Below are 19,334 nucleotides of genomic sequence, written 5' to 3'. Positions count from 1 at the left end.
AGAGGTGTCCGTATGATTTTAGGTATTAATCCGTACTTAGTTTTAGATGGTGGTGGGCAAGAGGCTGTACAGCTTTATAAAGAGGCGTTAGACGCAAAAGTAGAAGTAATGCAAACTTTTGGTGAGATGCCTGAAAATCCAGAATACCCAATTCCAGCTGAAGCGAAAGAGCGCGTTGCACATGCTCATTTGAAAATTGGTAATACGGAACTTATGATTTCTGATACATTCCCAGGTCAGGGGCATACGATTGGATCTCAAGTGACAATTGCAGTTCGAATTAGTAATGCAGAAAAAGCGAAAGAAGTATTCGATAAGTTACAAGAAGGTGGAGAAGTTATTATGCCACTTCAAGAAACTTTCTGGAGCCCAGCTTACGGACAAGTAAAAGATAAATTTAGCATTGAATGGCAAATTACAACGAATCCTACTGAACAAAATTAATTTTTGGAAAAGTACCATTTTTAATCGAAATGGTGCTTTTTTTATACGAATGAATTTCGTAGACTAAAGGGAAAAGGGGGATGAGTATATGGGAGAAATTTGGTATGGCGGCACCATTTACACTATGCGAGAAGAGAATGAAAAAGTAGAAGCTACTTACGTTGAAAATGGCGTCATTGTTGATATAGGGAATAAAGAAGAGTTAGAAAACCGATATTCAGAAGTGAAGTTATATGACTTAAAAGGGAAAACGATGATTCCAGGGCTGGTTGATAGCCATATGCATCTTATTGGGCATGGGGAGAGGTTACTTCGTCTAGATCTATCAAATTGCAAATCTTATAGCGAAGTACTTACTCTTGTTCAGAAGCGCGTAGAAGAAGCGCCAAAAGGATCTTGGATTATCGGAGAAGGATGGAATGAAAATAATTTTACAGATACAAAACAAGTTCATGTACGTGATTTAGATGAAATCTCTAAAGAACATCCGATTTTATTAAAGCGTGTTTGTCGTCACGTGACATGGGTGAATTCATACATATTGCAAGAAGCGAACATAACAGAAGCGACGCAAGATCCAAAGGGCGGGAAAATTGGCCGTGATGCGTCAAATAATTTAACAGGACTTTTATATGAGCAAGGACAAGAGTTAATTAAACATGTTCAGCCCGAAATAGATGGAGTGTATTTGCAAAGTGCGCTGCAAACAGCGATTTCAGACTGCTGGCAATACGGACTCGTTGGCGGACATACGGAAGACTTAAATTATTATGGCGGCTTTCAAAAAACGTACAATGCGTTTTCACACGTTATAAAAGAAATGCGGTTTAAAGCGCATTTACTCGTTCACCATGAAGTAGCGAATGAACGAAAAGAATATGAAAATGAGCACTATATTGAATTTGGTGCGATGAAAATTTTTTCTGACGGCTCTTTTGGCGGAAGAACAGCTTTATTAAGTGAACCGTATGAAGATGCGAAGGAAACAAATGGAGTTGCCATTTTCTCACGTGAAGAGCTTGCAGGTTTAGTGAAAAAAGCACGAGATTTACATATGCCAGTTGCGATTCATACAATTGGTGATTTATCGCTTGAATATGTCATTGATGCGCTTGAATTACATCCACCAGCAGAAGGATTACGTGACCGTATTATTCATTGTCAGCTAGCTCGTGAAGAGTTGATTGAAAGAATGAAACAATTGCCAGCTATTATTGATATTCAACCAGTCTTTGTTTCATCGGATTTTCCATCAGTGATTGAAAAACTAGGAGACCATCGTCTTCGTTATGCGTATGCTTGGAAGAAGTTACTGGATGCAGGATTACACTGTAATGGAGGCTCTGATGCTCCAATTGAACAAGTGAATCCGTTTTTAGGTATATATAGTGCTGTTACACGTAGAAGTTTTATTGATGGTGTATGTTATATCCCAGAAGAAAGATTAACGGTATATGAGGCTGTTTCTTTATTTACAACAGGAAGTGCGTATGCAATTGGAAAAGAAGGAAAGCGAGGACAAATTACAAAAGGATATGAAGCAGACTTTACGATATTAGACCGCAATATTTTTGAAATTGAGGCGGAAGAAATAAAAGAAGTACAGGCAGAAATGACCGTCATTGATGGGAAGATTGTTTATAGAAAAGACGTCTAAAAATTTGAGGGAGCGGCTCCGAAAATACATTTTGGTGCTGCTTCCTCTTTTTAGATAGGTTGATGATGTCGGTAAATTGATATTTTGGGTAAAATCGTTGATATAATTTCATATACTGTTGTCCTGTTCCAAAATGTTTTGTGAAACAGCGTCAAGTTGCATTTGATAAATAAAAAACCCTCGAATTATGGAAATTCCATAATTCGAGGGTTTTTTGATTACTATAAAAACGTTCTCTGTACTTTTTCCCAGAAAGAGTTGTTTTTTAATTTAACAGTTTTAATTTGTTTATCGCTTAAACGAACAACGGCTTTTTCCACTTGTTTAATGCTAAGTGCTTCGTTATCCATTCCGATAACAGGATAATCATTTCCATCTGGTTTAAGTGTTAAAGTTAACGTACGCTCGTGATTTAAAAGGAACGGTGACCCGAGTGTACGGTATGTGTTGTTATTTAAAGATGCTAGTTCGCTTACTTGGAAACATGGGATAAGTGGATCGACAACTGCACCATGTAATGATTTATTGTAAGCGGTACTTCCTGTTGGTGTGGAGATAACTAATCCATCACCTCTAAAGGTTTCGAAATGTAAATTGTCGACGTGTACATCTACGACAAATGTTTTAATGATACTAGAGCGTAATGTGAATTCATTTAAACAATGGAAAGATGTACCGTGATCTACATCTACTTTAATTGTTGGATATTTTCGCACTTCAATTTCGTTTTTTGTAATTTCTTGAAGGGCTGTATCAACGTGATCGATGTGGAAATCGCAGTAGAAAGAAATTTCATCTTTCGTAGAAATACCTGCGTATAAGCAATCTTCTCTAAAGCCGGTTTTACGAACGGCTTGTAAGAAAGTCCCATCATCTCCAACGCTGACGATAGCGTTTGCATTTTTTGGATGATCTAATATGGTAAATCCATTCTCCTCTAAAATACGATATACTGGTTTCATTTTTTCAACGAGCGTTACTTTGTCATCACCATAAAAGAAAAATAAATTGCGACGATTTGCCATTATGTATCCCTCCACTGCAGTCAAATTTTCTAGTCTTAGTGCTACATATCGTCAGAGTATGTTTCTGGATGATATGTTCAAATAGTATATTTCGATATAAATTGTCAAAATTCCTTTTTATTTTTAGAAAAATTTTTATATTCAATTTTATCAAAGTCTGTTTAATGATGAATAAACTTGTCGATAATGGGTATGGAGTGAAAGGATGGTACGAATGAAGTGGCTCGTAATTGGAATGATAATTCTTCTACTTTTTATTTTGCTTATACTATTATCGAAAATATCGCTTAAGGTGACGTTTTTATATTCAGAAATGGAAAAACAATGTTTGTTTCAAGTGAAAATATGGATGATTCGATATACGTTTGATGTATTGGAAAGAATTGAAAAACAGCAGAAGAAGACAGGACAAAAAATTAAAAAAGCTGAAGAGGACGGCGGAATAGATAATAAAATTATGGCACAACTCGATAGTATAGGGGAACTGATAAAAAAGCTTCAAGACGTTCATACTATTGTTAAAGATTTTCTCAAAAGAGTGAAAATCAATGGTTGGAAATGGCATACGCAAATTGGAGCAGGCGACGCGGCTAGTACTGGAATTGTCACTGGATATGCATGGGGGACAAAAGGAATGGCTGCTGGAGTTGTAGGACAATATATGCATATTGTCGACGTACCAGAATTTGAAATTACTCCTGTTTTTCAAGGAAAGGGATTTGCATCAAGATGCGAGTTAACAGCATCTTTTCGTATATTCCGTACTGTAAAAACAGCGATAAAATTACTCATGTTTATGAGAAAGCAAAAATCTGGTATGACAGAAAAATCTGTTCAAGCATAGGGGGGATATAGAATGGACCATCCAATTCAAGGTTTAATGACAACCGCAATGCAGCATTTAAAACAAATGACTGATGTAAATACAATTGTTGGTGACCCAATTAAAGCGGCAGATGGAAGTGTAATTCTTACAGTTTCGAAAGTCAGTTTTGGATTTGCTGCTGGTGGAAGTGAATTTGGTAAAGTAGAACATTCAGGCCGTCATCCATTTGGCGGGGGAAGTGGTGGAGGAGTTTCTATTAATCCTGTTGCCTTTCTTGTTATAAATGGAGAAGGTGTGAAAGTATTACACTTAGATAAGCAAACACACGTCATCGATAAAATAATTGAATTAGCGCCACAAGCTGTTGATAAAGTGAAAGAAATGATGGATAAACGAAAAGAAGATGATCCTGAATTTCAAATTTAACGAATAAAGAAGCTGATCAGTGGATTAGCTTCTTTAATTTTTTTGTAAATAAAGCGATTTTATTTGCATTATCGATAGGGACAAACTATCATTTACATTGTACATATTTTGTTTAAAATAAGGGAGGATTTTTAAGTGGCAAATGTAACTTTTAAAGGTAACCCAATGACTTTAGTTGGAACAGAAGTTAAAGTTGGCGATCAAGCGCCTAACTTCCAAGTATTAGCAAATGACTTATCTCCAGTAAGTTTAGAAACATACAAAGGTGAAGTGAAATTAATTAGTGTTGTACCTTCAATCGACACAGGTGTATGTGATGCACAAACTCGTCGTTTTAACGAAGATGCAGCAGGTATTGAAAACGCGAAAGTATTAACAATTAGCGCTGATTTACCATTCGCTCAAAAACGCTGGTGTGCAGCAAACGGTTTAGAAAATGTTGTAACACTTTCTGATCACCGTGACCTTTCATTCGGTGAAGCTTACGGCTTAGTAATGAAAGAACTTCGTTTACTTGCTCGTGCAGTATTCGTAGTAGATAGCAATGACAAAGTAGTTTACGCAGAATACGTAGGCGAAGGTACAAGCCATCCAAACTATGAAGCAGCATTAGAAGCAGCTAAATCTGCGAAGTAATGTAAATGAAGACGACCTCTCATTAAAGTTTTACTTTAGAAGAGGTCGTCTTTTCTCATGTATTGTTAACTGAACCAATACATGAGAAAAGACGTTACATCATAAACAACTTGAAGGGGAGCTCTTTGCAAGAGGTCGCTTTTTCTTTTGGGAAAAATTTAGATTATGGTATGATATAAGTTATGTGTAAAAGAGAGAAGGAGGAATGTACGTGAGTCAGGCAGTAGAAACATTATTTTCTATTTTTGATTCTTCTACGGTAGTTTTACGTAAAGAATTAGATGTAACATATTTAGAGGCGCTTGTAGAAACAGGTGATAACTTGTTTGAAGGAGCGATTTTACAAGAGGAATTATCCGAATCAACAATTGAAAGGTTGAATCGTGAATATAGTACGTTTAATGAAGAAACATATAAAGGGGAAGAAATTCGTAAAGCATTTCAGCTAGCCATTTTAAAAGGAATGAAAGAGGGCGTACAAGCGAATCACGAAATGACGCCAGATGCAGTTGGAATGTTCATGAGCTACTTATTCCATAAATTTATGCAAGGTCAAAAAGAAATTACTGTTTTAGACCCTGCAATTGGAACTGGTAACTTAATGACTACATTGTTTAATAGCGCCAAAGAAGAACTAACAATGAGTGGATTTGGTGTAGAAGTGGATGAGGTGTTAATTAAACTTGCTTTAGTAAATGCAAATTTACAAAAGCATGCAATCGAATTCTTCCACCAAGATGGACTAGCACCACTTTATATTGATCCAGTTGATGCAGTCGTTTCAGATTTACCAATTGGTTATTATCCAAATGAAATTGTTGCAAGTGAATATACATTAAAAGCAGATGAAGGAATGTCATATGCACATCACTTATTTATTGAACAAAGTGTGAAACATACGAAAGAAGGCGGGTATTTATTCTTCTTAGTACCAAACTTCATTTTTGAAAGTGATCAAGCGCCAAAGCTACATGCATTCATTAAAGAGACATGCTTTATTCAAGGATTATTACAGCTTCCTGTTTCCATGTTTAAAAACGAGAAAAATGCAAAAAGTATATTTGTTCTCCAAAAGAAAGGCCAAGGTGTAACAATGCCGAAACAGGCACTACTAGTGGAATTACCTAAATTCTCTAACATGAAGGCTATGGAGAACATTATGGATCAATTGAATACTTGGTTTGCAACACATAAATAATACGATATATATGTAACAGGGTTAGTAATTAATGTAGTACAGTTTTATAGGATATGTAATGTTTTTTAATATATACAAGATTTAACTGAATTTTTTTGAAATCTGTAATATATTTTTTTTCTTGGTGTTATAATTTTTTCACTTGAAATATATGTCGGACGATGTTTAAATTAAAATCGTGAGTATAAAATTTACTAATGATGAAACGTTTTCATAATGAGTGAATTTAATTAGATAAAATCGAGCGGTTTGTGGAATGATCCACACAACTACCAAGAGAAAAAGGGGCGAAAGACTAGATGTCAAAAATCATCGCGATTAACGCAGGAAGCTCTTCCTTAAAGTTCCAATTATTTGAAATGCCAAGTGAAACAGTATTAACAAAAGGTTTAGTAGAACGTATCGGTTTAGAAGATAGTATCTTCACTATTACTGTAGATGGCGAAAAACAAAAAGAAATTACAAACATCCCAGATCATGCAGTAGCAGTTAACATGCTTCTTAAGAAATTAACTGAAAACGGAATCGTAAAATCTCTTGATGAGATTGGCGGTATCGGTCACCGTGTTGTACACGGCGGCGAAAAATTTGCTGATTCTGTTTTAATTGATGCTGAAGTATTAGCTGATATCGAAGAATTAAGCGATTTAGCACCACTTCACAACCCAGCAAACCTTGTTGGTATTAAAGCATTCCAAGAAGTACTACCAAACGTACCAGCAGTAGCAGTATTTGATACAGCATTCCACCAAACAATGCCGGAATCTGCATTCCTATATAGCTTACCATATGAATACTATGAGAAATTTGGCATCCGTAAATACGGTTTCCACGGAACTTCTCATAAATACGTAACAGAGCGTGCGGCTGAATTATTAGGTCGTCCACTTGAAAGCTTAAGCCTACTTTCTTGTCACTTAGGTAACGGTGCAAGTATCGCAGCAGTAGAAGGTGGTAAGTCTATCGATACTTCTATGGGCTTCACTCCACTTGCTGGTGTAACAATGGGTACACGTTCTGGTAACATTGACCCTGCGTTAATTCCATACATCATGGAAAAAACAGGCCAAACTGTAGAAGAAGTAGTTAGCGTATTAAACAAGAAGAGTGGTATGTTAGGTCTTACTGGTTACTCTAGTGACCTACGTGACATCATTGCGAAAGAAGAAGAAGGCGACCACCGTGCGAAAGTAGCACTTGACGTGTTCGTGAGCCGTATCCATAAATACATCGGTTCTTACACAGCTCGTATGAAAGGCGTTGACGCTATCATCTTTACAGCTGGTGTAGGTGAAAACAGTGCAATTATTCGTGAGCGCGTATTAGAAGGCCTTGAGTACATGGGCGTATACTTCGACGTAAAACGCAATAACGTATTCGGTGAAGAAGCATTCATCAGCTTCCCACACTCTCCAGTAAAAATTATCGTAATTCCAACTGACGAAGAAGTTATGATTGCTCGTGACGTATTACGTCTTGGAGATATTGGTTAATATACTATATGAAAAAAAAGACGAGATCCTATAGGATCTCGTCTTTTTTCTTTTGGATATATTTCAAAATTCCATCCGGATATAGTAATTTTTCTTTTTGAATGAATGCAGTGAGGGAAATCCATTTTGCATATGACAGTGTTTGTTCATCTGATATATTCAGTATTTCCATTTCATATAGTGACATGTCTAATAAGCGTAAAGAATATAGCTGAATGATTTCATGACCAATTTCTCCATCTAGATGAAAGATGTTTTCTAAGCAGCCTAAATAATTGGTGATTTCCACTTCTGTGTGAAGCTCTTCTTGAAATTCGCGAATAACAGTATGTGCTGATTTTTCACCAAGTTCAATTGATCCGCCAAGAGGTCGGTAATATGTTTCATCGCCTGTATGATATTCTTGTACGAGAAGGCGACCGTGATGTATAGCGATGCCAAAAGCTTTTGCACGTGGATACATATATAATCACTCCTTATTTATTTTGTATAAGGATGATTATAAGGCAGGGTGTGATAAAAGGTGACGTGTATTTAAGCGTTTGGCCGAATTGTGATGCCATTAAATAAGTCATTCCAAAATGCTTCATTGTACTGGTATATATCCATCACTGGGCATTTTATAACACAAATATTTTGTAATCCCCAATCTTCTTGGGCGATAGTTGGTACATCTTCAGGAATGAGTAATAGGACAGAGAATGTATGTTTAACTATTTGAGATAAAATTTGTTCCAAGGAACGTGCTTCTTCGTATGTTCCTCCCGTTCGAATAAACAATGTGGATTCTGCCGTTTCGATTGTAGTTAGAAAACGATTAATTCGATGCTCATAGTTTAACTTAATTTCTGTATAAGAAGGCCAGGATGTTGGTGTGTTTACATCTGTTTTAAAGTCGTGACAGGAGTCGATTTCATATAGGTTGTCACGGAGTCTTAATTTCGCATCATCATCCCAAAATGAGATGAAGGATAAGTTTTCGAACTGTAAAAAACGGTCAAATCGATTTTGTAATAATAAATTCACTTTTTCTAATGAAGGGCTTAGCATAAAATCGATAACACCAAAAAATGGTGATAATTCGAATTGATATAAAGCCCAAGCAGGCCAGCAGTTTTGTCCTAAGCTGAATACTGCATTATATTCTTTTTTTATATTGGATAGATTCATGTGATTCATCTCATCCTTTTTGCTAATATTTTATGTCACTAAAAAATGGTATGTGAATAAAGATAGACAAGCATATTTGCAAAGAAGAAGCAGAAATATGTTACAATAGAAAAAAATCGAACGAGGTGGTTGTTACGATGCGATCGAAGCGAGAACAAGCCATTTTAGACAATATAAAAGAGTGGGAAGGGCAATTAGTAGAGCAAGAAGCGACCGATTTTCAAAAGATGTTTGATAAGTGGTTGCATACGACAATTGCGAAACTGCCTGAGAAAAAACGAAAAGACTTTTTTACGAAAGCAGATGGATGGCTCTTTCATTTGCATGCGCTTATTCAAAGTTCACAATCACAGCTAGATGCACGTAATCGTATTTTAGGAACGTCGAGATTATTTGATGAATCGATTGAGCAACTTGAAGATTTGAAGGCGTTATCTATTGATCAATTAACATACATAGCAGAGCAGCAAACAGCACGTCATCGTCTATATTCATTCGTACAAGGCGGAGCAACAGGTGCTGGTGGTTTATTATTATTAACGGCTGATTTTCCGGTTATGATTGCGTTAAATGTGAAGGCTGTCCAACTTGTTGCGACATCATTTGGGCATGATGTGAACAAGCCGTATGAAATGATGCTTGCGTTAAAGGTATTCCATGCAGCATTATTGCCGGCGAGACTTCAGCAATATGCATGGTACAATTTACTGAGAGAACTCGAACAAGAGGATTCATTCTTCTATGAAGGAGACGAAGCAGTATTAAAGCCAGCTTCTACTGAGGTTGTGTTAAAACAACTTTTGAAGACGTTTTCGATTTATGCTCTTCGTCGTAAAGTATTCCAAGGCATTCCTGTACTCGGAATGGCGATTGGCTCTACAGTGAACTATCGCTTAACGAGGAATGTTACTGAATTTGCAAATAAGTTTTATCAAGTACGCTACATATTAGAAAAAGAAAAGAGAGCATGAAAAAAAGCGAGAGGCCGAAGCCTTTCGCTTTTTAGTTTGTCGCATGTTTTTTGGATATTGGAATAGAAACGGGTTGCTTTGCTGCTTTCTTTTCTGTTTTTGGATAGTAAATTAAATCCAATGTTTTTGCCTGTACGGCAATCGAAAGAATAGTAAAAGCAATTTCTGTCCAATTTAAATAATATAATGAAAGCGCAAGAACAATCGCGTCAAAGACGAAGAAAATTTGCCCAATTGTAAACCGAGTTCGTTTACTTAATATAATTGTTAAAATATCGTCTCCACCGGTTGCACCGCCAAATCGCAATATAAAACCGAGTCCAATACCAGCTAACGCACCGCCAACTACTGCAGCTACAAATAAATTATTTGATAAATCTACCGTAAAAGGAGAATAATTTTCCATAAGGGAATAAAATACTCCAAATGAAAGTGAACCTAAGAATGAATAGCCAACCATTTTTCTACCTAAAAATGAAGCACATAGTAAAATAATAGGGATATCCATTACTACAGTTGAAATAGATGGTGAAATATCATAAAAATTTTGGATAAATAGTGCAATACCTACAAAGCCACCTTCTGTTAAGTGGTTTTGGAAGTGAATGTGATATAGCGCTGCTGCTAATATAAATGAACCGATTAAAACCATAAAAACTTCTTTAATAATTTGTCGACTTTGGATGTTCCTCATCGTTATTCCTTCTTTCCGTAGTTAGTAGTCCTTTTGGTGTTGTAAACTAACTACGAGCTCACATGTAGCTTTCAGTTAGTTTACGAAAAAAACTAACTACGCTATATGTCGCTGAAGAAATAACGAATAATCCTCTCGTCCATCAATTCTCCCTACCTTCGTTTTAGTTTAAGTCTTAAAGCGACTAAACAAAACGGGGAGTAGGATTCTTCATTTAGCAATCCTGCTCTTCTTTGTTTTGTTTAGCTAGTAACAATTAAGTCCTAAACAAAACGCTATGTGTAAGAAGAGTCTTTTTTTTGCCAAATTATCCTTCGGGCAATCATAATTTCCCCACTCTCGTATTTTTTTTCGCTAGACTAAAGTATCTGAGCTAAAAAATACGCTACGTGTATGATTCGTCAATACGATGCCACATGCTCCTTCGAGCGATCATGATATCAAAATCCCTTCCTTCAAGATTTATATTATTATATCATACTTTCAAAAAATACATGCGGATGGAAACCGACAATAACCGGAGGGAATCTACAAAAAATGTTATGTTTAAATATTTTTGTAGAAAAGCCTAAGTTATTTCGTAGAACTGGACAACTTTTAGAAGTTTGTCCAATAAGTAAGAAAAGAAGGGTTTTTATTCAATTGTATTGTTCTCATCACTTTTATCTTTAAAAAATGCATCCCAGCTAATGATACTTAAAAAAGTTAAAGCGATAATAATGAAAGCTCGCATAAGTTTGAGACCTCCTTTTGTACATAGTATATGAATAATTTGTTTCGGAATGTGTCATTTTTTTACAAGCTCTAACTATTATGAGAGTATATTAATATAGATAGATGAGGGGGAGAATGGAGATATGCTAAAAGACATGTTTAAAAGAAAAGAATTAAAATGTGTTTCATGTCAGAAAAAGATTCAATATGAAGAAGAGCTAGTTGCTTTTGTAAAGTTGCCGAAAGAAAGAAGTATATTAGTAGGCCCGTTTGATGTATGTTTAGCAAAAACGGCGCAAGAAATATATTGCAAAGCTTGTTACGACAAAAAAGCATGACCCAAATTAATTGAGGGGCATGCTTTTTTCATTGGTGTGCTTTTCCCTCAGATACGTTTTGGGTTAGACGATACCAAAGCCAAAGATCGTTAATAATTGAAGCAAGATCGGCAATTTCTGAATTTAGCTTGCAAGAAATTCCAAAGTCTTCTTCGTTATTTAAGTGGTGTTGTTTAGCGTTAATATGGTGCTCAAGTTCCTTTATGCGATCAGGTATTTTTCCGCGAACTTGCTCCCATTTTAATAAAATAGAATGCTGCGCTTGTTCAGAGATGTCTTCCCATTTTTCTTGTATGTTCGGTACTTCAATTCCTAGATGTTCATTGTATATAAAATACTTTTTCATAGACACCCCTCCATTTCCCTTCCTCTATTTTACATAAAAAAAGAAAGAAGTTCGACGGAATTGTTTGAAAAAATTTTATAAATTCCCCTTGATTCATTTTATGAAAGGTGATAAAGTTTGGATTATTATAAGAAAAAATGAATATTTATTCTTTAGGGGGATGCAAAATGGAGAAGAAAAAAGTTGTATTAGCATATTCCGGAGGTCTTGATACTTCCGTTGCAATTAAATGGTTACAAGAGAAAAATTATGATATTATCGCGCTTTGCTTAGATCTAGGGGAAGGTAAAGACTTAGCGTTTGTAAAAGAAAAAGCACTTTCAGTAGGTGCAATTAAATCATATATGATTGATGTTCAAGAAGAATATGCGAATGAATATGCATTGATAGCGATGCAAGCTCACACGTTATACGAAGGGAAATATCCTCTTGTCTCTGCATTATCTCGTCCGCTTATTGCAAAAAAATTAGTAGAAATTGCAGAGCAGGAAGGCGCAAGTGCAGTTGCACATGGATGTACAGGAAAAGGGAATGACCAAGTTCGTTTTGAAGTTTCTATTCAAGCGTTGAATCCATATTTAGAAGTTATTGCGCCCGTACGTGAATGGAAATGGTCACGTGAAGAAGAAATTGCATATGCAAAAGAAAATGATATACCGATTCCAATTAATTTAGATAGCCCGTTTTCAATCGATCAAAACTTATGGGGACGCAGCAACGAATGTGGAATTTTAGAAGATCCATGGGCAGCGCCGCCAGAAGACGCATACGAGATGACGTTGGCATTAGAAGATACACCGAATAAACCAGAGTTTGTAGAAATCGGATTTGAAGCAGGGGTACCGACGACTTTAAACGGCACTGCATACCCACTCTCAGAACTAATTAAAACGTTAAATGCACTTGCTGGAAAACATGGCGTGGGACGTATCGACCATGTAGAAAATCGCCTTGTCGGTATTAAATCTCGTGAAGTATATGAATGCCCAGCAGCAATGACATTAATAACAGCGCATAAAGAACTTGAAGATTTAACACTTGTGAAAGAGGTCGCTCATTTCAAACCGATGATTGAGCAAAAACTAACAGAATTAATTTATAACGGTTTATGGTTCTCACCTTTAAAACAAGCGCTCAATGCTTTCTTACAAGAAACGCAAAAAAATGTAACAGGTACAGTACGTGTGAAATTATTTAAAGGTCATGCGATTGTAGAAGGGCGTAAATCTGAGTACTCTTTATACGATGAAAAATTAGCAACGTATACTGCCCAGGATGAATTTAATCATGATGCAGCAGTTGGATTCATTTCATTATTCGGTTTACCTACGAAAGTATACAGTCAAGTGAATCAAAAGAAGGTGGAAGCGTGAGCAAACTTTGGGGCGGACGTTTTACAGAAGAAGCGGAAGCGTGGGTTGAAGAGTTTGGAGCATCCATCTCCTTTGATCAACAATTAGTAAATCAAGATATAAAAGGGAGTATCGCACATGTAACGATGTTAGCAAAGCAAGGCATTGTTACGAAAGAAGAAGCAGAGAAAATAAAGATAGGGCTTCAATATTTACTAGAGGAAGCGAAACAAAATAAATTGAATTTCTCAGTCGAGGCTGAGGACATTCATTTAAATATTGAAAAGATGTTAATTGAAAGAATCGGTGAAGTAGGAGGGAAACTTCATACAGGCCGAAGCCGTAACGATCAAGTAGCGACAGATATGCATTTGTATTTAAAAGAAAAAGTAGAAGATATTATAAAAGCTACAAAACAATTGCAAACTGTTCTTGTTCATCAAGCGGAAAATAACATTGAAACAATTATGCCCGGCTATACGCACTTGCAACGTGCACAGCCGATTTCATTTGCGCATCATATTCTTGCTTACTTTTGGATGTTAGAGCGCGATGTGAATCGTTATGAAGATTCGTTAAAGCGTATTAACATTTCACCATTAGGAGCAGGAGCACTAGCTGGTACAACATTCCCGATTGACCGAGAATATAGTGCGGAGCTTCTCGGATTTAATGGAATCTATGAAAATAGTTTAGATGCGGTAAGCGATCGTGATTTCATATTAGAGTTTTTAAGTAACTCATCTATGCTTATGATGCACTTATCACGCTTTTGCGAAGAACTTATTTTATGGAGTAGCCAAGAATTTCAATTTATTGAAATGAGCGATCAATACGCAACAGGAAGCAGTATTATGCCGCAGAAGAAAAATCCGGATATGGCGGAACTGATTCGTGGTAAAACGGGCAGAGTATACGGTAATTTATTCAGTTTACTTACAGTAATGAAAGGATTGCCGCTCGCTTACAATAAAGACTTACAAGAAGATAAAGAAGGAATGTTTGATACAGTGAAAACAGTAGAAGGATGCCTTCATATTATGGCAGGCATGCTTGAAACGATGACTGTAAACAAAGAAAAAATGGGGCAAGCTGTGACGCAAGACTTCTCTAACGCAACAGAAATTGCCGACTATTTAGCAAGCAAGGGACTGCCGTTCCGTCAAGCTCATGAAATTGTCGGGAAACTAGTTCTTCATTGTACGCAAAAAGGAATCTATTTATTAGATGTACCACTTGAAACGTATAAAGAAATGAGTCCGTTATTTGAAGAAGATTTATATGAAGTTCTTTCACCTTATGCAGCTGTAAAGCGCCGTAACAGTGCTGGCGGGACAGGATTTGAGCAAATTGAAAAGGCTTTGGAGAAGGCGAAGGGGTTAGCAATAGAGTTTGTTGGAAGTTAAATGATATATGATATAGAAGGTAAGGTGCTTTTTTAGAAAGTACCTTACCTTTTTGTATTTAGATTTTTAGGTATGTATCTATCATTTCATAATTATGTTTCATAATCATAAAATGATGCTTCTCATGAATCGCTAATAGTTGGATAGATTGAATAAGGTTAGGATAGTGAGCAATTGGATCTAAAAATACGATATGTCCTGCAATATCTTCTTCTATATTTTGAACTAGTTTTTTTATTTCATCTGTTTCACGTGAAAGTAATTCTTCTAATTCATTTACATTCATAGAGTAATAGACTTTTTTTGAAGGGATTAAAATCCAAGGAGCTTTCATTCCTCTGCCATGCTTCTCCTTGTATTCGGCATAAATGTCATGAATTTCAGTTGCGAATGGGGTGTTTCTTCTTAGTTTGGCATAGGGGATAAGAGTGAAAGAGAATTTAATCGCTACTTTTAGCATCCTTGTAATTAAATATAAGTGATAAAAGTGCTCTCCAATAGACCATTTTCCGTCCTCTTTTCTATGCCATAGTTGTTCTTGTGAAAGTGAATGAAGCTCAGGAAGGAACTGGTTTCTTTGCACATGTAATGTGTGAAAATGTTTTGAGATATTTTCAGATTTCATATTCTGGTATCCTCTGCGTTTTTTTCCTAATTATAACATTTTTCGTATAGATGTAATTAAGCCTAGAACAATATGTTCTAGGCTTAAAGCTTCATTGATTAATCATACTTGTGGCGATCTTCTGTAATTCGAATGTATTCAATATCCATTAAATCTCTAAGTAATGCACCGTGACTTAGTTCAACACCATGTTTTTCTTTAAAATGCTCGCGAATCATATCTAACATTTCGATTTCTTTCCCATTCACATCTAAAATAATGCGTTCATAATCATCCATGTAGCATCCTCCTTTTCTAAACACATATATTTTGTCCGTCTATTTCTAAAAAATGTATGTTAACCTAATGTTAGGAAATGAGAAAGGAATGGAAGATGAGACGTATTTATCCCGCATTAACGGGCAGTAAGACCCCCACCTCAAAATTCAGCGAAAGCAAAGAAGTTAGGTGGGGGATCAACTGCCCGTAAAAGCCCGATTGGTTCAACTAATAATCAGTGGGGGATGAACAAAACCCCACTGATTAAAGTTTCACTTTATTTTGTAGGGTTAATTTTGTACACGCTAATTGTATTACACGTTGCATTCCCAGAAGTATTTTCATTTGAGAATGTAACAACAATGCATATAGCAATCTTTATCTTTACTTTATTTGTAGTAGATTGCTGTATTTCTGTATGGCTTTCTAGAAAAAAGAAAGTACAAGAAGTAAAAGATAAAAAAGAAATAGAACGGAAAAAGAGAAAACGTTCATTTTGGATGATGACGTATTGTTTTTCTTTAGTGATTGCTGCTGCATTTTTTAGTGAGCATATTCCACTAGAAAGATTGGATATTGAATTTTGGGCAATTATATTTACATGTTATTTTTTCATGCACTTTCTTCCTTATATGAAAGAAAAGCGAGAGAACAAGAGAGTAAGAGAATAGAAGAAGACATAAAGAAACTTGGAGAACACAAGTGGTATTTAAAATCTAAAATCATATATGTTCTTTGTTTTATTACGCCGCCAATTGGTTATTTGTATGTTTTTTACTTCGCAAAAAAATGACAGAAGATGCAAAACAAACGTACTTAACGGTTGCGACGTTAATGATGGCGTTATGGTCTTTGAAGTTCCTTCCGCCTTATGTGTTTGCAGTTGTCATTGTTGTTCTAGCTTGTCTCGTATTTGTAGTGAAATATGTGAAATGAAAAACACCAAGCCCATGTGGACTTGGTGTTTTTTTATTATAAATTAAAGATCACCTTGCTCCTCGTCACCACGAACAACAAGGACATCGCATTTCGCATAGCGAATAATATGTTCAGAGACGCTACCAATTAGGAAACGTTCTACAGCATTTAAACCAGTTGCACCACACATAATTAAATCCACTTTATGGTTTGGAGCGATTTCTTTTGAAATTTTAGATTTAGGATTACCAAATTCTAATACAGTTTCCACTTTTTCAAGACCAGCTTCAAGCGCAGTTTTTTTGTAGTCTTCTAATAAGTCTTCTGCAAATAGATTTGCACGTTCAGCAATTGCGCGGCTATAAGCCTCTACTGCTGAGTATGCTTTTACATCAACGATATGAGCAATTGTTAATGTTGCGTTGTTTCGTTTTGCAACTTGAATTGCTTTTTTAAAGGCTTTTTCTGCTTCTTTAGAACCGTCCACCGCAATTAAAATATTTGTATATGTATTATTCATAGTAAATTCCTCCCAATCATTTTTATTACCGTTTACAACTTTATTATAAAACAAATTTTGGTAATGTGCTTGTTGGAAACGTTACAGAATTTTGAAAACTTTGCCTTAATTCATTTTAGTTGTAATTGAAGCGAGAACTTGTTACATATGGAGTATAGCAATTTAAAAGGAGGCATGTTTGTGAGACACGCGCTCATTACAGCCGGTACGAAAGGTTTAGGAAAGCAAGTAACAGAAAAGTTATTGGCTAAAGGATATTCAGTAACAGTAACATATCATAGCGATACAAGTGCTATGGAAACAATGAAAGAAACATATAAAAATATGGAAGAACGTCTACAGTTCGTGCAAGCTGATGTCACGAAAAAGGAAGATTTACATAAAATAGTAGAAGAAGCGATGAGCCGTTTTGGCAAAATTGACTTCTTAATTAATAATGCTGGTCCTTACGTATTTGAAAGGAAAAAATTAGTCGATTACGAAGAAGACGAATGGAATGAAATGATCCAGGGTAATTTAACAGCGGTGTTTCATTTATTAAAACTTGTCGTACCGATTATGAGAAACCAGCAATTTGGCCGTATTATTAACTATGGATTTCAAGGGGCAGATAGCGCGCCTGGATGGATTTATCGTTCAGCCTTTGCAGCTGCGAAAGTCGGACTTGTTTCTTTAACGAAAACAGTCGCATACGAAGAAGCTGAATACGGTATTACTGCGAATATGGTATGTCCTGGTGATATAATTGGTGAAATGAAAGAGGCAACGATTGAAGAAGCACGAAATCTGAAAGGTAGTAACACACCAATTGGTAGATCTGGAACAGGGGAAGATATCGCAAGAACCATTTCGTTTTTATGTGAGGACGATTCTGATATGATTACTGGCACGATTATTGAAGTAACAGGCGCTGTTGATGTTATTCATAGACATCGATAGAATTAAATAAAGTGAAGTTTCGAATAATTGGACAGTTTATCCTTTATACTGAGAGGTACGGATAATACTGTCCTTTCATGTAAGATTAAATCTATCGGAAAACTTGTATTATTTTTTTGTCAAATATTGAGATATTATGTTAGAATATAAGAGTATAGAAAGCGCTTTAAAAAATGATTCAGGGGTCATTTCATAACTCAAGGGGGAACTAATAATGCGTATCGGAATTCCAACAGAAATTAAAAACAATGAAAACCGCGTGGCGATGACGCCAGCGGGAGCTGTACATTTAGTACAAAATGGTCATGAAGTTTTTGTTCAAAAAGGATCAGGTGTAGGATCAGGCTTTACAGATGAAGAATACGTACAAGCTGGTGCGAAACTTGTTGAAACTGCTGAAGAAGCATGGAATCAAGATATGGTTATGAAGGTAAAAGAGCCAGTTGAAAGTGAATACGGTTATTTCCGCGAAGGTTTAATTTTATTCACATACTTACACTTAGCTCCAGAGCCAGAATTAACGAAAGCATTAATTGATAACAAAGTGGTATCAATTGCATACGAAACAGTACAATTAGACAATCGTTCTTTACCATTACTTGCACCTATGAGTGAAGTAGCTGGTCGTATGTCTGCGCAAATCGGTGCACAGTTCCTTGAGAAAAACAAAGGTGGTAAAGGTATTTTACTTGCAGGTGTTCCAGGGGTGAAACGCGGTAAAGTAACAATTATCGGCGGTGGTCAAGCTGGTACAAACGCAGCGAAAATTGCAGTAGGTTTAGGTGCAGATGTAACAATCATCGACTTAAGTGCAGAACGTCTTCGTCAATTAGATGACATTTTCGGAAACCAAGTAAAAACGTTAATGTCTAACCCGTATAACATTGCAGAAGCTGTAAGAGAATCTGATCTTGTAATCGGTGCAGTATTAATCCCAGGTGCAAAAGCGCCAAAACTTGTAACAGAAGAAATGATTCAATCAATGGAACCAGGTTCTGTCGTTGTAGATATCGCGATTGACCAAGGTGGTATTTTCGAAACAACTGACCGTATTACAACTCACGACAACCCAACTTATGAGAAACATGGTGTTGTTCATTATGCAGTTGCAAATATGCCAGGTGCGGTGCCACGTACATCAACTCTTGCATTAACAAACGTAACAGTACCATATGCAGTACAAATTGCTAACAAAGGCTACAAAGAAGCTTGCCTAGGCAACACTGCATTATTAAAAGGTATTAACACATTAGATGGCTACGTAACATTCGAAGCAGTTGCAGAAGCGCACAGCTTACAATATGCAGATGCAAAAGAGCTTCTTGAAAAAGCTCCTGCTTTATCATAATAGAAATAAAATAAAGACCTTTCCTTTGTA

At 36.1% G+C, this 19,334-nt stretch carries 21 protein-coding genes and 1 pseudogene; 14 read left to right on the top strand and 8 right to left on the bottom strand.

The annotated features are described in order from the left end of the window. Positions 1 to 12 precede the first annotated feature (12 nt). Together MHH59_RS23145 and MHH59_RS23140 are read left to right on the top strand one after the other, a co-directional pair. Positions 13 to 444 (top strand): VOC family protein, encoded by a 432-nt coding sequence (locus MHH59_RS23145; RefSeq protein ID WP_003191807.1) that lies wholly within the window; start codon positions 13 to 15, stop codon positions 442 to 444. 88 nt (positions 445 to 532) lie between these two features. Continuing rightward, positions 533 to 2,101: an amidohydrolase gene (locus MHH59_RS23140; RefSeq protein WP_340852435.1), complete on the top strand. Its 1,569-nt coding sequence runs from the start codon at positions 533 to 535 to the stop codon at positions 2,099 to 2,101. A 221-nt stretch (positions 2,102 to 2,322) separates the two neighbouring features. Here the strand turns inward: MHH59_RS23140 and MHH59_RS23135 are convergent, their stop codons facing one another. Next, positions 2,323 to 3,126: an NAD kinase gene (locus MHH59_RS23135; RefSeq protein ID WP_002015552.1), complete on the bottom strand. Its 804-nt coding sequence runs from the start codon at positions 3,124 to 3,126 to the stop codon at positions 2,323 to 2,325. Positions 3,127 to 3,331: 205 nt separating this feature from the next. Between MHH59_RS23135 and MHH59_RS23130 the strand changes: the two genes are divergently transcribed. The 5 genes from MHH59_RS23130 to ackA all read left to right on the top strand — a co-directional run bounded on the left by MHH59_RS23130 (position 3,332) and on the right by ackA (position 7,705). Then, positions 3,332 to 3,970: a DUF2953 domain-containing protein gene (locus tag MHH59_RS23130; protein ID WP_002129404.1), complete on the top strand. Its 639-nt coding sequence runs from the start codon at positions 3,332 to 3,334 to the stop codon at positions 3,968 to 3,970. Positions 3,971 to 3,982: 12 nt separating this feature from the next. Then, positions 3,983 to 4,378 carry a GerW family sporulation protein gene (gene ytfJ / locus MHH59_RS23125; RefSeq protein ID WP_000350005.1) on the top strand — a complete coding sequence of 132 codons (396 nt, stop codon included), beginning with the start codon at positions 3,983 to 3,985 and terminating at the stop codon, positions 4,376 to 4,378. Between the two features lie 135 nt (positions 4,379 to 4,513). Beyond that, positions 4,514 to 5,014 carry a thiol peroxidase gene (gene tpx / locus MHH59_RS23120; RefSeq protein ID WP_002015549.1) on the top strand — a complete coding sequence of 167 codons (501 nt, stop codon included), beginning with the start codon at positions 4,514 to 4,516 and terminating at the stop codon, positions 5,012 to 5,014. 211 nt (positions 5,015 to 5,225) lie between these two features. Next, positions 5,226 to 6,212 carry a class I SAM-dependent methyltransferase gene (locus MHH59_RS23115; protein ID WP_002088985.1) on the top strand — a complete coding sequence of 329 codons (987 nt, stop codon included), beginning with the start codon at positions 5,226 to 5,228 and terminating at the stop codon, positions 6,210 to 6,212. A 299-nt stretch (positions 6,213 to 6,511) separates the two neighbouring features. Beyond that, positions 6,512 to 7,705, top strand: coding sequence for an acetate kinase (gene ackA, locus MHH59_RS23110; RefSeq protein ID WP_002129402.1), 1,194 nt, complete (start codon positions 6,512 to 6,514; stop codon positions 7,703 to 7,705). A 28-nt stretch (positions 7,706 to 7,733) separates the two neighbouring features. On the opposite strand, the gene MHH59_RS23105 is transcribed toward ackA, so the two are convergent. Together MHH59_RS23105 and MHH59_RS23100 are read right to left on the bottom strand one after the other, a co-directional pair. Next, positions 7,734 to 8,168: an NUDIX hydrolase gene (locus MHH59_RS23105; protein WP_050001021.1), complete on the bottom strand. Its 435-nt coding sequence runs from the start codon at positions 8,166 to 8,168 to the stop codon at positions 7,734 to 7,736. 71 nt (positions 8,169 to 8,239) lie between these two features. Then, positions 8,240 to 8,875: a DUF1796 family putative cysteine peptidase gene (locus MHH59_RS23100; protein WP_002129398.1), complete on the bottom strand. Its 636-nt coding sequence runs from the start codon at positions 8,873 to 8,875 to the stop codon at positions 8,240 to 8,242. Between the two features lie 137 nt (positions 8,876 to 9,012). Between MHH59_RS23100 and MHH59_RS23095 the strand changes: the two genes are divergently transcribed. Continuing rightward, entirely contained in the window at positions 9,013 to 9,846 is an 834-nt protein-coding gene (locus MHH59_RS23095; RefSeq protein WP_340852430.1) for an EcsC family protein, read from the top strand. A gap of 31 nt (positions 9,847 to 9,877) precedes the next feature. On the opposite strand, the gene MHH59_RS23090 is transcribed toward MHH59_RS23095, so the two are convergent. Beyond that, positions 9,878 to 10,540 carry a YitT family protein gene (locus MHH59_RS23090; protein ID WP_002015542.1) on the bottom strand — a complete coding sequence of 221 codons (663 nt, stop codon included), beginning with the start codon at positions 10,538 to 10,540 and terminating at the stop codon, positions 9,878 to 9,880. Between the two features lie 857 nt (positions 10,541 to 11,397). Here MHH59_RS23090 and MHH59_RS23085 point away from each other — a divergent pair. Then, a complete protein-coding gene (locus tag MHH59_RS23085; protein WP_002034321.1) occupies positions 11,398 to 11,592 on the top strand; it encodes a hypothetical protein in 195 nt (64 codons plus the stop codon). A gap of 28 nt (positions 11,593 to 11,620) precedes the next feature. On the opposite strand, the gene MHH59_RS23080 is transcribed toward MHH59_RS23085, so the two are convergent. Beyond that, a complete protein-coding gene (locus MHH59_RS23080) occupies positions 11,621 to 11,938 on the bottom strand; it encodes a hypothetical protein (protein WP_002129395.1) in 318 nt (105 codons plus the stop codon). Between the two features lie 167 nt (positions 11,939 to 12,105). Between MHH59_RS23080 and MHH59_RS23075 the strand changes: the two genes are divergently transcribed. Further along, on the top strand, positions 12,106 to 13,311 hold the full coding sequence (locus MHH59_RS23075) for an argininosuccinate synthase (protein WP_002088976.1): 1,206 nt from the start codon (positions 12,106 to 12,108) through the stop codon (positions 13,309 to 13,311). Beyond that, positions 13,308 to 14,696, top strand: coding sequence for an argininosuccinate lyase (argH, locus tag MHH59_RS23070; RefSeq protein ID WP_002143374.1), 1,389 nt, complete (start codon positions 13,308 to 13,310; stop codon positions 14,694 to 14,696). The genes MHH59_RS23075 and argH overlap by 4 nt, the downstream gene beginning before the upstream one ends. Positions 14,697 to 14,754: 58 nt before the next feature. Here argH and MHH59_RS23065 read toward each other — a convergent pair whose 3' ends face one another. Beyond that, complete coding sequence (locus tag MHH59_RS23065; protein ID WP_340852422.1) at positions 14,755 to 15,321, bottom strand: DinB family protein; 567 nt, start codon at positions 15,319 to 15,321, stop codon at positions 14,755 to 14,757. A 98-nt stretch (positions 15,322 to 15,419) separates the two neighbouring features. After that, a complete protein-coding gene (locus tag MHH59_RS23060) occupies positions 15,420 to 15,599 on the bottom strand; it encodes a hypothetical protein (protein ID WP_002129390.1) in 180 nt (59 codons plus the stop codon). Positions 15,600 to 15,824: 225 nt separating this feature from the next. On the opposite strand from MHH59_RS23060, the pseudogene MHH59_RS23055 reads away from it, so the two are divergent. Further along, positions 15,825 to 16,515 (top strand): annotated as a pseudogene (locus MHH59_RS23055) (hypothetical protein). Between the two features lie 43 nt (positions 16,516 to 16,558). On the opposite strand, the gene MHH59_RS23050 reads toward MHH59_RS23055, so the two are convergent. Next, the gene (locus tag MHH59_RS23050) at positions 16,559 to 17,017 is read right to left on the bottom strand and encodes a universal stress protein (protein ID WP_001066676.1); all 459 of its coding nucleotides are present in this window, start codon (positions 17,015 to 17,017) and stop codon (positions 16,559 to 16,561) included. A gap of 147 nt (positions 17,018 to 17,164) precedes the next feature. Here MHH59_RS23050 and MHH59_RS23045 point away from each other — a divergent pair, with 147 nt between their 5' ends. Together MHH59_RS23045 and ald are read left to right on the top strand one after the other, a co-directional pair. Beyond that, positions 17,165 to 17,956, top strand: coding sequence for an SDR family oxidoreductase (locus MHH59_RS23045; protein ID WP_002034312.1), 792 nt, complete (start codon positions 17,165 to 17,167; stop codon positions 17,954 to 17,956). A 214-nt stretch (positions 17,957 to 18,170) separates the two neighbouring features. Next, positions 18,171 to 19,304, top strand: a complete 1,134-nt coding sequence (ald, locus tag MHH59_RS23040; protein ID WP_002015529.1) for an alanine dehydrogenase — start codon at positions 18,171 to 18,173, stop codon at positions 19,302 to 19,304. Positions 19,305 to 19,334: the final 30 nt, after the last annotated feature.

It is taken from the genome of Bacillus sp. FSL E2-0195 (assembly GCF_038003645.1).
Lineage (GTDB): Bacteria > Bacillota > Bacilli > Bacillales > Bacillaceae_G > Bacillus_A > Bacillus_A mycoides.
This window is presented reverse-complemented; position numbering and strand designations above follow the sequence as displayed.